The organism is Streptomyces minutiscleroticus (assembly GCF_014650875.1).
GTDB classification, from domain to species: Bacteria; Actinomycetota; Actinomycetes; order Streptomycetales; family Streptomycetaceae; genus Streptomyces; species Streptomyces minutiscleroticus.
The window spans coordinates 1-14314 of sequence record NZ_BMVU01000105.1 but is presented as its reverse complement, the minus strand read 5'-3'; the positions used below and the strand labels follow the sequence as shown (position 1 = coordinate 14314).

Below are 14314 nucleotides of genomic sequence, written 5' to 3'. Positions count from 1 at the left end.
GCCAGTTCCGAAGCCATGATCCACATTGCCTCTGTCGACAACCTCGCCAAGCGCATAACGGACGAGACTACATCAACCTGGCGCGGAACCTACTAGGGCAAAAAGTGCAATTCACTTAGATCAAATGCCCTCTCAGATCGTGCTTCGCAGTACGGTCTCCACGGCATCGATCAGCGGGTCGCCTTCGGACCGGGGGTGCCGTGCGAGGCCGAGTTCGACGTCCGGCAGGACGGGCGGAGCGGCTGCGTCGTGGCAGATCATGGCCGGTTCGAGGTTCGTGGGCAGGAGCGCCGCGACGCCGAGCCCGGCACGTAGCGCGGCGAGCACACCGGCCAGGCTGTTGCTCTCGAACGCCACACGCCAGGGCCGTCCGGCGCGTTCCCGGGTGTCCAGCACCGACGTACGCCAGGAGCACGTGTTGGAAAACAGCACCACCGGCAGCGGATCGGCCGTCACGTCCATGTCCTGGCCGATCGCCCAGACCAGCGGACGGCGCACCGTCCAGCGCGGCGGTCCGGGAATGGCCGCCACCTCGTTGAGCACGAGCTGGACGCGGCCCGTGTCGTAGGCCTCCCGCATCGCGGCATTGGACATGCTGAGCACCTCCAGGGTCGCGTCGGGGTGCAGCCGGGCGAGGTCGGCGAGGGCCTGCGGGAGCTGGGACGCGGCGAGGTCTTCGAGCAGTCCGACACCGCAGCGGCCGGTGAGCACGCGCCCGGTCTCGGTGAGTGCCTGCGCGGACAGCGAGAGGATGCGCTCGGCGTACGGCAGGAGCTCCTCGCCCGCCCGGGTCGGCGGGACACCGGACGGTGATCGGTGGAGCAGTGGACGTCCGACGGTTCTTTCGAGCTTGCGCACCTGCTGGCTGAGCGCGGGCTGAGCCTGTCCGAGCGTGGCTGCGGCGCGGCTGATGCTGCCCGCACGCACGACGGTGACGAAGGACCGCAGCAACACGATCTCAAGATCCCTGGTCATAACAACTCATTATGTCGGCCCCAGCGAATTAGCCACTACCTATGGCGTGGCCATCGATCTAGCGTCACGCAGGTGACCGGATACCGAGAGCTCCTCGCCGTGCCGGGGATGGCAGCGCTGTTGGGTGTTTCCTTCGTTGCCCGTACTGCGATCACGTCTGTCGTGACGGCGCTGACGATGTATGTCGTGCTGGACCTGGGCCTGAGCTACGCGGCAGCCGGCGCTGTCGCGGCGGCTCTGACCGCCGGGCCGGCGCTGGGCGGGCCATTGCTGGGCCGCACGATCGATCGGCGGGGACTGCGTACAGTGCTGCTGACCACTGTCGCGGTGCAGGCCGTGTTCTGGCTCAGCGTGCCGATCCTGCCGTACGGCGCCCTGGTGGGTGCCGCCTGTGCGGCGGGTCTGCTGATGGTGCCCGTCCAGCCGGTGACCAGGCAGGCCATCGCCGCGATGACGACAGCGGAACAGCGCAGGGCGAACTGTCGTACATGGTGGGTCCGGCGGCCGTGATCCTGTGCGCCGCGACGGTGTCACCGGGTGTGGTGGCGTGGGGGGTCGGCGCCGCCGTCGTGGCCGGCGGAATCGGGATCGCTCTGCTCGACCCGCCGCTGCGTGCGGAGGACGAGGCGGATGCCGGCACGGCCGGACGGCCGCCGCGCCGGGAGTGGCTGGGCGTGGGCATGCTTGCCGTACTGACAATGGCGTTCGGTACCACGACGCTGCTCAGCGGTGTCGATCTCGCCGTCGTCGCCATGCTCGAGGAAGCAGGTCAGGTGTCCTGGGCCGCCGTGGTCGTGGTCGTCCTCGGTGTGACGTCGGTCGCCGGCGGGCTGATCTACGGCGCGGTGTCCTGGTCGTTGCCCACGTGGCTGCTGCTCGGTCTGCTCGGGCTCGTGACGATCCCTGCCAGGCTCGCCCGCGACTGGCCCTGGTTATGCGTGGCCGTGGTCGGCACGGGTTTCCTGGCTGCGCCGACCCTCTCCGCGGTGACCGACGCGGTCAGCCGACTGGCGCCGGCCGGCGTGCGAGGTGAGGCGACAGGTCTGCAGTCCTCGGCGCAGAACGCGGGTTTCGCGCTCGGGTCCCCGGTCGTCGGGGTGGCGATCGACGTCTCCGTGCCGGCGGGCGGCTTCGCGGCGGCCGGACTGGCCGGCCTCGCCGCCGCGCTGACCGGATGCCTGCTGTCCCGCTGCTGCCCGACGCCTCGGCCGCCCTCTTCCTCTCGCCGCGAGTCGGCGAGAGGAGAAGATGCGACCCATGTGCAGTGAGCAGTTGCTTGGACTGCTAGGTACCGAGCCAAGCGGGTGATGGCCCTGGCCGCAGCGTGACATGGCTACGCGGAATCGACATCCTTGGCCATCACCGCTTCCCTTTTAGAACTCCTAACAAAAGTGGGTGTGATCCCTTGGAATGCGGCCGTGTCATGGGGTGTTGGCCTTCGCGTGAGGAGGGGTGAGCAGCTTCCATGGATCGTGGTGGATGGGCTGTGGGCGCGGATCGAGCCGTTGTTGCCGGTCGTGCCGCGCGGAGCGGGCCGTCCGGGACGTAGGCGTCTGGAGGACCGCAAGGTCCTGTGCGGGATCCTGTTCGTGCTGTACACCGGCATTCCGCGGGAGTTTTTGCCCCAGGAGCTGGGGTTCGGCTCCGGCATGACGTGCCGGCGGCGCCTGCGGGACTGGAACGAGGCGGGGGTGTGGCAGCGGCTGCACGAATCACTCTTGGCCGAGCTGCACGCCGCCGGTGCGCTGGAGTGGTCGAGGGCGGTGCTCGACGGCTCGCCTGTGCGGGCCATGAAGGGCGGCCCACGACCGGGCCGAGCCCGGTCGACCGTGCCCGACCGGGCTCCAGGCACCATCTGATCACCGAAGCGCACGGCATCCCGCCGGCCGTGTCCCTGACCGGCGGCAACCGTGGGCGACGTCACCCAGCTCATGCCCCTGCTGCAGGCCGTCCCGGCGGTGCGGGGACGACGTGGCCGATCCCGCCGGCGCCCCGAAGCGTTCTATGCCGACCGCGGCTACGACCACGACAAGTACCGCAAGCAGGTCCGGACCCTCGGGGTCACTCCGGTCATCGCCCGCCGCGGCACCGAGCACGGCTCCGGGCCGGGAGCCCACCGCTGGGTCGTCGAGCAGAGCTTCGCACTGCTGCACTGGTTCCGCCGACTCCGCATCCGCTGGGAGATACGCGACGACATCCACGAAGCGTTCCTCAGCCTGGCCTGCAGCATCATCTGCTGGCGCCGACTGAAAAACCTCGCCCTTTGTCAGGAGTTCTTAGTCGGTCAGTCGGAAGAAGGTCTGGTACAGGGGGAGTTGGTGGGTGAGCATGTGGATGCCGGGATGGGTGGGAAGGCCCAGGGACGCGGCGGTGCGCAGGAGGCGCGTCTCGGCGGGGTGCATGATGATGTCCGCCACGAGGGCCGTCGGGGGCAGGAGCGCGGGGTCGAACGGCAGGGGGTCCTCGGTGCGGAGGCCGAGGGGTGTGGCGTTGACGGCGATGGCGGTGTCCGGAGCCGGTGGTCCGGACGCGGAGGCCACCTGGCCGGGCCAGCGCGGGGCCAGGCGAGTGAGAAGGGCGCGCAGGCGCCGGGTGTCGGGCTCCGTGACGTCGATCCGGGCGGCGCCGGCGGCCAGCAGCGCGGCGGCGACGGCGAGGCCGGCGCCGCCCGCCCCGGACAGGGCGACGACGCGCCCGGACACCTGATGGCCCTGGGCGGCCAGGCCGCCGATGAACCCGGCGCCGTCGAAGTTGTCCGCGCGCCATCCGCCGTCCGGCTCGCGGCGCAGTGCGTTCGTGCTGCCCAGCAGGGCGGCGGTGGCGGAGAGTTCGTCGGCGTGCGCGCACATCGCCAGTTTGTGGGGGACGGTCACCAGGAGGCCGTCCAGGTTCGCCGTCGCCTTGAGTCCCCGTACGACGTCGTCCAGGCGGTCTGCGGGAGCGTGCACGGGTACCAGGACCGCGTCCACCGCGAGCCGGTCGAGGAGGGGGTTGAACAAGGTGGGTGCCTGGGCCTGTGCCACGGGGTCGCCGAGGACGGCGTACAGGCGGGTGCGGCCGGAGATCGCCATGTCAGGCGTCCTTCGCGGCGGCTCGCGGCATGGTGTCCAGGACCTCGGCCACGACGTGCTCGGGGACGTCCCGCACGAGTTCCGCGCCGCGGGGGCCGTCCAGGACGAAGGAGAGGCCGGTGGTGGCCTTCTTGTCCAGCCGCATCAGCGCGAGCAGCGCGGTGGGGGAGACCTCCGGCGGCAGCGCGGTGGGCAGGCCGTAGTGGGCGACCACGTCATGGTGCTCGGCGGCACGGTCTGGGCCGATCCGTCCGAGGGCGCCGGCCAGCCGCCCGGCGAAGACCGTGCCGATCGCGACCGCCTCACCGTGGCGGAGCCGGAAGTCCGTGGCGCGTTCCAGCGCGTGGCCCAGGGTGTGTCCGTAGTTGAGGATGTGCCGCAGCCCCGTGTCGCGCTCGTCGGCGGCGACCACCGACGCCTTTCGGGCGACGCTCGCGGCGATCTGCTCCTCCAGCGGCAGCCCGCGCAGGTCGCCCGCGCCGATGAAGTGGCAGCGGGCGATCTCCCCGTAACCGTTGACGCGTTCGCGCGGCGGCAGCGTCGCCAGGTACTCGGTGTCGCACAGTACGGCCCGGGGCTGCCAGTAGGTGCCCACCAGGTTCTTCCCCTCGGGGAGGTTGACCGCGGTCTTGCCGCCCACGCTGGCGTCGACCTGGGCGAGCAGGGACGTGGGAAGGTGTACCACCGGAACGCCCCGGTGGTAGAGGGCCGCGGCCAGTCCCACCGCGTCCGTGGTGGTGCCGCCGCCGCAGGAGACCACGGCGTCCGCCCGGCTCAGCCCCCACGCGGCGAACCGGCGGCACCACTCCTCGACGCGCGCCAGCGACTTGCCCCCCTCACCGTCCTCCGCGTGGACGACCAGGGTCTCCAGGCCGGTGCGCGGCAGCCACTTCTGCGGACGGGCGGTCACCACAGCCACCTTGCGCGCGCCGAGGTCCGCGAGCACCCGGGTGAGCCGGTGGCGGGCGCCGGGCCCGATGAGTACGGGGTAGCCACGCTCGCCCAGGGCGACGTCGATACGGCGCAGACCGCTGTCGTCGGCCCCGGTGTCGGGCCCGTGCGGCGGCCGGCCGTCCTCCGGGCGCCGGATCGGTCGCTGCGCGGCGGTCCGGTCGGCGGCGGGGGCGTCCGGTGCCTGCGCGGTCGGCCCGGAGGCCTGGCCGCGGGAGTCCTGCGAGCGCCCCGCCCCGTCGCCGCCGCGTCCGCTGTCCCCGGCCGGGTGCGGCCGGTCCGTCGTGTTCGTCGTCAACGCATGTCTCCCTGGGTGTGTCGGCGGGCGAGCGCGAGTGCGCCGTGCAGCGAGGAGAGCCCGCCGAGCGCGGCGGGACGCAGGGGCGGAGCCGGGAAGCCGGGGCGGGAGAGCCCCGCCGCGTGGGCGCTGACCCGGTCGGCGAGGCCGGGCAGCGCGTCGGCGAAACCGCCGCCCAGCACGGCTAGTTCGGGTCGGAACAGTTCACCGAGCGAGACGAACGCGGCCGCCAGTGCCGCGCAGGTCTCCTCCACCGCCGAGTCGGCCCAGGCGGCGCCCTCGGCGAGCCCGGTGCGCAGGGCGGCGAAGTCGACCGGCGCGCCCCGCAGCCCGGCCGCGCGCCGCAGCGTGGCCGGACCGGACGCCGTGGCCTGCAGGCAGCCGCGGCGCCCGCAGTCGCAGCGCGGTCCTCGCCGGTCGACGACGAGATGGCCGGCCTCGCACGATCCGCGCCCCGGGCCCGGCAGTGGCGCGCCGTGGTGCACGACGCCTCCGCCGACTCCCGTACCGACCCCGAGGTACACCACGTGGTCGCACCCGGCGTGTGTGGCCTCCGCGAGCGCCGCCAGGTCCCCGTCGTCGGCCCACAGCACGGTCGTGCCGGGGAAGAGGCGGCGCAGCGCGGAACCGAGCGCGAACCCCTCCCAGCCGGGGCGCCCCGGCCATGCCGTCACCCGTCCGTCGCCGTCGACGGCGGCCGGGACGGCCACGCCGACCGCACCGAAGCCGCCGCCCCACCGCTCGCGCAGTGCGGCCACCTCCGCGGTCAGGGCCGCCCAGTCCGTCCGTGCGTCCCGTGCGGCGGGCCAGCGGAAGACGGCCTGCGCATGCTGTGCCGCCCTGTCGGTCCGAGCGGCGCCGCGGGCGTGCGATGTGTCGGCCGCCTCGGCGCGCAGCGCCACCTTGGTGCCGCCCACGTCGATACCGAGCAGGTTCCGCGCGGCGGTCGCGGTCGCCATCAGGCGGGTGGTACTTCGGCCAGCAGTGCCTGCGCCGCCAGTCGGTAGCCGAGGGCGCCGAGACCCACGATCACCCCTGCCGCCAGCGGCGCCAGCACCGATTCGTGGCGGAACGACTCGCGCGCCCACACGTTCGACAGGTGGACCTCGACGAAGGGCCGCGGATAGGCGGCGAGCGCGTCGCGCAGACTCCAGCCGGCGATCATCAGCGCACCCGGGTTCACGATCGCGCCGACCGTGCCGTACGCGTCCTGCACCGCCTCGATCAACTGCCCCTCGGACTCGCGCTGCACGGAGGTGACCTTCCAGCCGCGGCCGGCCACCTCCTCGGCCACCGCCGCCTCGATGTCCGCGAGGGTGTCGGTGCCGTATATCTCCGGTTCACGGCGGCCCAGAATCCCGAGATTGGGGCCGTTCAGTAAAAGCAGCTCGCTCATGTGCCGGTTATATCAGTGCCGATTTACCGGCTGTTCAAAAATATTGCCCAGGATTTGGATCAAGGGCCTTTTAGGGGGGTGTGTAGGGGGAGTGACGTGCTTTATTTTCCTGGGTTAGCGTGCCGTTCCACGGTCTCCGAAAGGAAAGGTGGCTCGGCACGATGAGCGTCAGTGAACGTCCCGCACCTGATTTTCCCGAGTGGCCCCAGTACGACGACACCGAGCGCACCGGGCTGATCCGCGCCCTGGAACAGGGCCAGTGGTGGCGTATGGGCGGCAACGAAGTGAAATCCTTCGAGCAGGAATTCGCCGCCTACCACGGCGCCGGACACGCCCTGGCCGTCACCAACGGCACCCACGCCCTCGAACTCGCCCTGCAGATCCTGGGTGTCGGACCCGGCACCGAAGTGATCGTTCCGGCCTTCACCTTCATCTCCTCCTCCCAGGCCGCCCAGCGGCTCGGCGCCACGGCCGTACCCGTGGACGTCGATTTGGACACGTACTGCCTGGACGTCGAGGCGACGGCCGCCGCCGTCACTGCGCGCACGCGGGCGATCATGCCGGTCCACATGGCCGGGCACTTCGCGGACATGGACGCCTTGGCCAAGCTGTCCGCGGACACCGGGGTCCCCGTCGTGCAGGACGCCGCGCACGCGCACGGCGCCCGCTGGCGGGGACAGCGGGTCGGCGAGCTCGGCTCGGTCGCCGCGTTCAGCTTCCAGAACGGCAAGCTGATGACGGCCGGCGAAGGCGGCGCGGTCACCTTCCCCGACGGCGCCCTCTACGACGAGGCGTTCCTGCGGCACAGCTGCGGACGGCCGCCGACGGACCGCAAGTACTACCACCGGACGTCCGGTTCGAACTTCCGGCTCAACGAGTTCTCCGCGAGCGTGCTGCGCGCCCAGCTCGCCCGTCTGGACGCCCAGATCACCCTGCGCGAGGAGCGCTCCCGCCTGCTGAAGAGCCTGCTGGAGCAGATTCCGGACGTGGTGCCGCAGGGCCGGGACGAACGGGCCGACCGCGTGCCGCACTACATGGCGATGTTCCGCGTCCCCGGCCTCGGCGAGGAGCGACGCAACGCACTCGTGGACGACCTCATCGCCCGTGGCCTGCCCGCCTTCGTGGTGTTTCGCGCCATCTACCGCTCCGACGGTTTCTGGGAGACCGGCGCGCCCGACACCACCGTGGACCGGCTGGCCGCCGCCTGCCCCCACACCGAGGCCCTGACCGCCGACGGGATCTGGCTGCACCACCGCACGCTGCTGGGCACCGAGCGGCACATGCACGACATCGCCGAGATCCTCTCCGACGCCCTGGCCGCCCTGTGAGCGTCGCACCCGAGGAGCCCGGGGCGCCGGTGCGGGTCGCGGTCGTCGGCCTGGGCTGGGCGGGGCGCACCATCTGGCTGCCGCGCCTGGCCGGCCACCCCGCCTACCGGGTCACCGCCGTGGTCGAACCGGACCCGGCGGCGAAGGACTCCGCGCCCGAGGACGCGGAGTTTCTCGGCGACGCCGATCTGCTGGAGCCGCGGGCGGTGGACCTCGCCGTCGTCGCCGTACCCAACCACCTGCACGCTCCGGTGGCCGAACGGCTGCTGGCCCGCGGTGTCCCGGTGTTCCTGGAAAAGCCCGTGTGCCTGAGCGTGGAGGAGGCGGACCGGCTCGCGGACGCCGAGCGCGCGGGCGGCGCCGTCCTGCTGGCGGGCAGCGCCGCCGCCCACCGCGAGGACGTGCGCACGCTCGCCGAGGCGGCCGCCGCACTGGGACCGCTGCGGCACGTCGAGCTGTCCTGGGTGCGGGCCGGCGGCGTGCCCGACGGCGGGGGCTGGTTCACCGACCGCCGGCGCGCCGGAGGCGGTGCGCTGGTGGACCTCGGCTGGCACCTGCTCGACGCCGCCACGACCGTCCTCGGCGGTGACACGGTCTTCCGCGACGTGCTCGGGTCGGTCTCCGCCGACTTCGTCAACGACCGGGCCAGAACCGCGGGCTGGCGCGGCGGCGAGCGGCCCGCGGGACGCGGCGACGTCGAGGACACCGTGCGCGGCTTCCTCGTCACCGACGCCGGTGTCTCGGTCGCCCTGCGCGCCAGCTGGGCCTCCCACGAAGCGGTCGACACCACCCGGATCACCGTCGAGGGAGCCGCCGGTTCGGCCACTTTGACCTGCACCTTCGGCTTCAGTCCGAACCGCCGCCCGGCGCGTCTGACGCGCACCCGCGACGGTGTCACCACCGATGTGCCGCTGCGCGGCGAACCGGTCGGCGCGGAGTACGCGCGGCAGCTGGACCTGCTGCCCGCGCAGCTCCTGGACCCCTCGGCGCGCGGGGCCGCCGCGGCCCGGGCCCGTCACACCGTCTCGGTCGTCGAACGACTCTACGCCTCGGCCCGCGCCCCGCGCCGGGACGCCACCGAGGCCGACGCCACCGAGGCCGACGCCACCGAGGCCGACGGCGCCGCGTCCGCGGCCTAGCGCCGAGCGCGCGGAGCCCCATACTCCGCGCGTGCCGGTTTCCCGCGCACACGGCCCCGCCCCGCGCCACGCCGGCGGCGCGGGGCCGCCCGCCGGACGGAACCACTGAACGGAACCGCCGCCATCCCAGGGAGAGACCATGTCGAGCAACCCGCGCACCCCGACCGTCGCGCAGCCGCCCGGGCCCGCCGTCCTCGCTCCGGCCGACGCCGTGATCTTCGACCTCGACGGTGTCGTCGTCGACAGCTTCGGTGTGATGCGGCAGGCCTTCCTCACCGCCTACGACGAGGTGGTGGGCGACGGGGAGCCACCCTTCGAGGAGTACTGCCGCCATCTGGGCCGCTACTTCCCCGACATCATGCGCATCATGGGACTGCCCCTTGAACTGGAGGGGCCCTTCGTCCGCGAGAGCTACCGGCTCGCCGACCAGGTCACCGTCTTCCCCGGAGTGCGCGAACTCCTCGCCGCCCTCACCGAGCGCGGCACACGGCTGGCGATCGCCACCGGAAAGTCCGGCCCGCGTGCCCGCTCCCTCCTGGACCGGCTCGGCCTGCTCGGCCACTTCGACCACGTCCTCGGCTCCGACGAGGTGGCCCGCGCCAAACCGGCCCCCGACATCGTGCTGCGGGCCCTGGAACTGCTGGAGGTCCCGGCAGGGCGAGCCGTGATGATCGGCGACGCCGTGACCGACCTGACCAGCGCCCGGGGCGCCGGCGTCCGCGCCCTGGCCGCTCTGTGGGGCGAGAGCGACGAGGCGGCGCTGCTCGCCGAGCGGCCCGACGCGGCACTGCGCCGCCCCGGCGACCTGCTCGCCCTGCTCCCCGCCTCCGCACCCCTTCGCTGAACCGTCCTCCCGTACGGGCCCCGGCATCCGCCGGGGCCCGTACGCGTGCCCGCCTCCCGGAACGCCTCCGTCCGCGATCACCCGGAACAGGGACCCCATAGGGGTTCGGTTAGGGGAATCGCCGCACCGGCCCCGCAGCACACTGGAACGGGCGGAACTCCTCCCGCCGACGCCCCGGTCCTCGTCCCTTCTCCGTGCCGCCGGCGCACCGGCCGGACCACGGAACGCGCGGATCGCTGCCGAGGAGACCCCGACGCACCGGGGGCCGCCGAGCGACCACCACAGACGTGAGGAAGTGAGTGACGCATGCTGCGTACCGAGCTGATCCGGCCGCTGCCCGAACTACTGGCCGGGCACGCCCGCGACAGCGCGGACAAGACCGCGTTCCGCGACGCGGCCCGCAGTGTCACCTACGCCGAACTGCACACCCGGACCGGACGCATCGCCGGACACCTCGCCGCGCACCGGCTCCAGCCCGGCGACCGTGCCGCGATCCTGCTCGGCAACGGCGTCGACGTCATCGAGAGCTACTTCGGCATCCTGCGCGCCGACGGCATCTCCGTACCGCTCAACCCCCACATCACCGAGGCCGAACTGACCCATCTGCTGGACGACAGCGGAGCCCGGCTGCTCATCACCGACGCCGCGCACGCCACCGCCTTCGAGTCGCTGCTGCGCGACCGGCCCGACCTGCGGCTGGTGGTGACAGGAGAGGGGCCCGCACCGGCCGGGGCCCTCTCCTTCGAACAGCTCGCCCGCACCGAACCCGCCGTCGCCGCCCGCGACGACCTCGGCCTGGACGACCCCGCCTGGATGCTCTACACCTCCGGGACCACCGGCCGGCCCAAGGGCGTGCTCTCCACCCAGCGCAACTGCCTGTGGTCGGTCGCCGCCTGCTACGTGCCCGTGCCCGGACTCGGCCCCGAGGACCGCGTGGTGTGGCCGCTCCCGCTGTTCCACAGCCTCTCCCACATCGCCTGCGTCCACGCCGTCACCGCCGTCGGCGCCACCGCGCGCATCCTCGACGGGTTCGCCCCGCAGGACGTGCTGGAGGCGGTGCGCGAGGAGTCCGCGACCTTCCTGGCCGGAGTTCCCACCCTGTACCAGCAGCTGGTGCGCGCAGCCCGCGAGGACGGCTTCCGCGCTCCCGCCCTGCGCGTGTGCCTGGTCGGCGGGGCCATGACCACCGCCGCACTGCGCCGCTCCTTCGAGGAGGCATTCGGCGCGCCCCTGATCGACGCCTACGGCTCCACCGAGACCTGCGGCTCCATCACCGTCAACTGGCCCACCGGCGCACGAGTCGAGGGCTCCTGCGGCCTGCCGGTGCCGGGTCTGTCCGTCCGCCTGGTCGACCCCGAGACCGGCCAGGACGTCGCCGACGGGGAGGAGGGCGAGGTCTGGGTCCGCGGACCCAACGTCATGCTCGGCTACCACAACCAGCCCGAGGCCACCGAGGAGGCCCTGAGCGGCGGCTGGTACCACACCGGCGACCTGGCCCGCCGCGACGGGAGCGGCTACTTCACCATCACCGGACGCATCAAGGAACTCATCATCCGCGGCGGCGAGAACATCCACCCCGGTGAGGTGGAGGAGGTCCTGAGGTCCGTGCCGGGCGTCGCGGACGTCGCCGTCGTCGGCAGGCCCCACGAGGTGCTCGGCGAGGTGCCCGTCGCCTTCCTCGTGCCCGACGAGGGCGGCCTCGATCCCGAGGCGCTGCTCGCCGCCTGCCGCGCCCGTCTTTCGTACTTCAAGGTGCCCGAGGAGCTGTACGAGACCGACCGCATCCCGCGCACCGCCTCCGGCAAGATCACCCGGCACGTCCTGCTCGACACTCCCGCCCGGCTGCGCGCCGCCGGCGGCAGCCACTACGAGCACCTCTTCCGCGTCGACTGGCTGCCGCTGTCCTCCGTGCCCGGCACCCGCGCCGGCACGGGCACGTTCGCCGTGCTCGGCGCGGACCCCTTCGGCCTCGGCGACGCGGTGGGCGCCGTCGCCGCCCATCCCGACCCGGCCGCCCTCGCCGCCGCCGAGGACCTGCCCGACGTCGCACTGTTCAGCTGTGGCACAGGACTGCGCACCTCGGGGTCCTTCGGCGCCGACGTCGCGGACGCGGTGCGGGACCTGGAGCGCCGGCTGGCGGCCTGGCTCGCCGAGGAGCGGCTCGCCAGCACCCGGCTCGTCATCGTCACCCGCGGCGCCGTCGGCGACGGCCAGGCACCCGACCCGATGCAGGCACCGCTGTGGGGCGTGGTCCGCAGTGCCCAGGCCGCCCGTCCGGGACGGTTCGTCCTCGTCGACCTCGACACCGACGAGAGCGCGCCGGCCGCCCTCCTGGACGCCGTCGTCTCCGGCGAACCCGAACTCGCCGTACGGCACGGGGTACCGTTGCGGCCCCGCGCCGCCCGCGTGTCGGCCGCCGTCGTCCACGGCGAACCGCCCGCCCGCTTCGACCCGCACCGCGCCGTCCTGGTCACCGGCGCCGACGGGCCCGCCGCCGCGGCGGCAGCCCGCCACCTCGTCACCGGCCGCGGCCTCCGCCGTATCCTGCTGACCAGCGTCAACGGCCCCGCCGACCGGCCCGCCGCAGCCCTCGCGGCGGAGCTCACCGCCCTGGGCGCCGAGGTCACGCTGCACGCCGTCGACCCGGCCGACCGCGCCGCGCTCGATGCCTGGCTCACCACCCCCGGCGTCCGCTTCACCACCGTCGTCCACACCCTCGGAGCCGCCCTCCCCGACTTGGCCGACGCCCTGAGCGCCGCGGTCAACCTGCACGACCTGACCACCGGCGACGACCGGAACGACCCGCCGGCGCTCGTCGTGCACACCCCCGCGACCGGCCTGCTCGGCACGCCCGGCACGGCGCACGAAGCGGCCGTCGCCCTCTTCCTCGACGCCCTCGTCCAACGCCGGGCCGCCCTCGGCCTGCCCGCCCGGATCCTGCACACCGGACCCGCCGACGGCGACGGACACCCCACCCCGGCGGGCCTCGGCCGGCTCACCACCCACGAGAGCGCGGCCGTGTCCGACGCGGCCCAACTCGTCGACCGCCCCTCGCTGCTGGCATTGCGCCTCGACGCGGAAGGGCTCCAAACCCTCACCCCGCCGCACGTCCCCGCACCACTGCGGGACCTCATCGACACCCCGGCGGGACCGGGCGCCCCGGACGACACCACCAACGCGGCCCTGCGCCGGGAACTCGCCGACGCCTCCGACGCCGACCGGCGGCGGGCCCTGCTGGACCTCGTCCTCAGGGAGACCGCCCACCTCGCGTCGGTCACCCCGGACGAGATCCGCCCAGACCGCCCGTTCAAGGCGCTGGGCTTCACCTCCGCCACCGCCGTCGAACTGCGCACCCGCCTCACCGCCACCACCGGCCTGCGACTGGCCGCCACCCTCGCCTTCGACCACCCCACCCCGGAGGCGATCGCCGCCCACCTGCGCGCCCGCCTCTTCGACGAGCCCACCACCCCTCCCCGCACCGCTTCCCGCCCCGCCGCTCGCCCCGACGAGCCCATCGCGATCGTCGGCATGGCGTGCCGGCTGCCGGGCGGTGTCGGCTCGCCGGACGACCTGTGGCGCCTGGTCGACGAGGGCACCGACGCCATCACCCCCTTCCCCCGCGACCGGGGCTGGGACCTCGACGCCCTCTACGACCCAGACCCCGCAACCCCCGGCACCTCGTACACCCGCCACGGCGGCTTCCTCCACGACGCCGCGGACTTCGACGCCGCCTTCTTCGGGATCTCGCCGCGCGAGGCCCTGGCGACGGACCCGCAGCAGCGGCTGCTGCTGGAGACCTCCTGGGAGGCCCTGGAGCGCGCGGGCATCGCCCCGACCGCGCTCAAGGGCGAACCCGTCGGCGTGTACGCCGGCCTGATGTACCACGACTACGCCACCGACCTCGGCGAGGTCCCCGACGGGCTCGAGGGCTATCTCGGCACCGGCAACGCGGGCTCCGTGGCGTCCGGCCGCATCTCCTACACCCTCGGCCTTGAGGGCCCGTCGGTCACGGTGGACACCGCCTGCTCGTCGTCGCTGGTCGCACTGCACCTGGCGGTGCGGGCGCTGCGCGGCGGTGAGTGCACGCTCGCCCTGGCCGGCGGCGTCGCCGTGATGTCCCGGCCCACTTCGTTCATCGAGTTCTCCCGCCAACGGGCCCTCGCCCCCGACGGCCGCTGCAAGCCGTTCGCCGAAGCCGCCGACGGGACCGCCTGGGCCGAGGGTGTGGGTGTGGTGGTGTTGGAGCGGTTGTCGGACGCCCGGCGTCTTGGGCATGAGGTGTTGGCGGTGGTGCGGGGTTCGGCGGTGAATC

The 14314-nt window shown here is 73.4% G+C and carries 11 protein-coding genes and 2 pseudogenes; 8 read left to right on the top strand and 5 right to left on the bottom strand.

Translation table 11 applies throughout. From position 1 onward, the window contains the following. Positions 1–96: pseudogene (locus tag IE271_RS38755) on the top strand (IS5/IS1182 family transposase); the annotation flags it as partial. Positions 97–132: 36 nt separating this feature from the next. Here the strand turns inward: IE271_RS38755 and IE271_RS38750 are convergent. Continuing rightward, on the bottom strand, positions 133–975 hold the full coding sequence (locus IE271_RS38750) for a LysR family transcriptional regulator (RefSeq protein WP_190195152.1): 843 nt from the start codon (positions 973–975) through the stop codon (positions 133–135). A 72-nt stretch (positions 976–1047) separates the two neighbouring features. Here IE271_RS38750 and IE271_RS42965 point away from each other — a divergent pair, with 72 nt between their 5' ends. The 3 genes and pseudogenes from IE271_RS42965 to IE271_RS38740 form a co-directional block, all read left to right on the top strand. Continuing rightward, entirely contained in the window at positions 1048–1485 is a 438-nt protein-coding gene (locus IE271_RS42965) for an MFS transporter (RefSeq protein WP_229919904.1), read from the top strand. Next, on the top strand, positions 1464–2243 hold the full coding sequence (locus IE271_RS38745; protein WP_229919903.1) for an MFS transporter: 780 nt from the start codon (positions 1464–1466) through the stop codon (positions 2241–2243). The genes IE271_RS42965 and IE271_RS38745 overlap by 22 nt, the downstream gene beginning before the upstream one ends. A 174-nt stretch (positions 2244–2417) precedes the next feature. Beyond that, a pseudogene (locus IE271_RS38740) lies at positions 2418–3218 on the top strand (IS5 family transposase); the annotation flags it as partial. 33 nt (positions 3219–3251) lie between these two features. On the opposite strand, the gene IE271_RS38735 reads toward IE271_RS38740, so the two are convergent. From IE271_RS38735 to IE271_RS38720, 4 genes are all read right to left on the bottom strand, one after another. Beyond that, on the bottom strand, positions 3252–4046 hold the full coding sequence (locus IE271_RS38735; RefSeq protein WP_190195151.1) for a shikimate dehydrogenase family protein: 795 nt from the start codon (positions 4044–4046) through the stop codon (positions 3252–3254). A 1-nt stretch (position 4047) separates the two neighbouring features. Further along, the gene (locus IE271_RS38730; RefSeq protein WP_190195154.1) at positions 4048–5073 is read right to left on the bottom strand and encodes a 3-dehydroquinate synthase family protein; all 1026 of its coding nucleotides are present in this window, start codon (positions 5071–5073) and stop codon (positions 4048–4050) included. 218 nt (positions 5074–5291) lie between these two features. Next, the gene (locus IE271_RS38725) at positions 5292–6254 is read right to left on the bottom strand and encodes an ROK family protein (protein ID WP_190195150.1); all 963 of its coding nucleotides are present in this window, start codon (positions 6252–6254) and stop codon (positions 5292–5294) included. Continuing rightward, entirely contained in the window at positions 6254–6691 is a 438-nt protein-coding gene (locus IE271_RS38720) for a type II 3-dehydroquinate dehydratase (protein ID WP_190195149.1), read from the bottom strand. Before IE271_RS38720 ends, IE271_RS38725 begins: the two co-directional genes overlap by 1 nt. Positions 6692–6852: 161 nt before the next feature. Here IE271_RS38720 and IE271_RS38715 point away from each other — a divergent pair, with 161 nt between their 5' ends. The 4 genes from IE271_RS38715 to IE271_RS38700 all read left to right on the top strand — a co-directional run. Further along, the gene (locus IE271_RS38715; RefSeq protein WP_190195148.1) at positions 6853–8019 is read left to right on the top strand and encodes an aminotransferase class I/II-fold pyridoxal phosphate-dependent enzyme; all 1167 of its coding nucleotides are present in this window, start codon (positions 6853–6855) and stop codon (positions 8017–8019) included. Continuing rightward, complete coding sequence (locus tag IE271_RS38710) at positions 8016–9158, top strand: Gfo/Idh/MocA family protein (protein ID WP_229919902.1); 1143 nt, start codon at positions 8016–8018, stop codon at positions 9156–9158. Before IE271_RS38715 ends, IE271_RS38710 begins: the two co-directional genes overlap by 4 nt. A 139-nt stretch (positions 9159–9297) precedes the next feature. Continuing rightward, entirely contained in the window at positions 9298–10002 is a 705-nt protein-coding gene (locus IE271_RS38705) for an HAD-IA family hydrolase (RefSeq protein ID WP_190195147.1), read from the top strand. A gap of 306 nt (positions 10003–10308) precedes the next feature. Continuing rightward, positions 10309–14314: beta-ketoacyl synthase N-terminal-like domain-containing protein (locus IE271_RS38700; protein WP_190195146.1), on the top strand; the 4006-nt coding region annotated here is incomplete at its 3' end.

Coding starts and splice junctions, on each gene's coding strand:
- IE271_RS38750 (WP_190195152.1), bottom strand. CDS start 975: ATGACCAGGGATCTTGAGATCGTGTTGCTGCGGTCCTTCGTCACCGTC.
- IE271_RS38745 (WP_229919903.1), top strand. CDS start 1,464: ATGGTGGGTCCGGCGGCCGTGATCCTGTGCGCCGCGACGGTGTCACCG.
- IE271_RS38735 (WP_190195151.1), bottom strand. CDS start 4,046: ATGGCGATCTCCGGCCGCACCCGCCTGTACGCCGTCCTCGGCGACCCC.
- IE271_RS38725 (WP_190195150.1), bottom strand. CDS start 6,254: ATGGCGACCGCGACCGCCGCGCGGAACCTGCTCGGTATCGACGTGGGC.
- IE271_RS38720 (WP_190195149.1), bottom strand. CDS start 6,691: ATGAGCGAGCTGCTTTTACTGAACGGCCCCAATCTCGGGATTCTGGGC.
- IE271_RS38715 (WP_190195148.1), top strand. CDS start 6,853: ATGAGCGTCAGTGAACGTCCCGCACCTGATTTTCCCGAGTGGCCCCAG.
- IE271_RS38705 (WP_190195147.1), top strand. CDS start 9,298: ATGTCGAGCAACCCGCGCACCCCGACCGTCGCGCAGCCGCCCGGGCCC.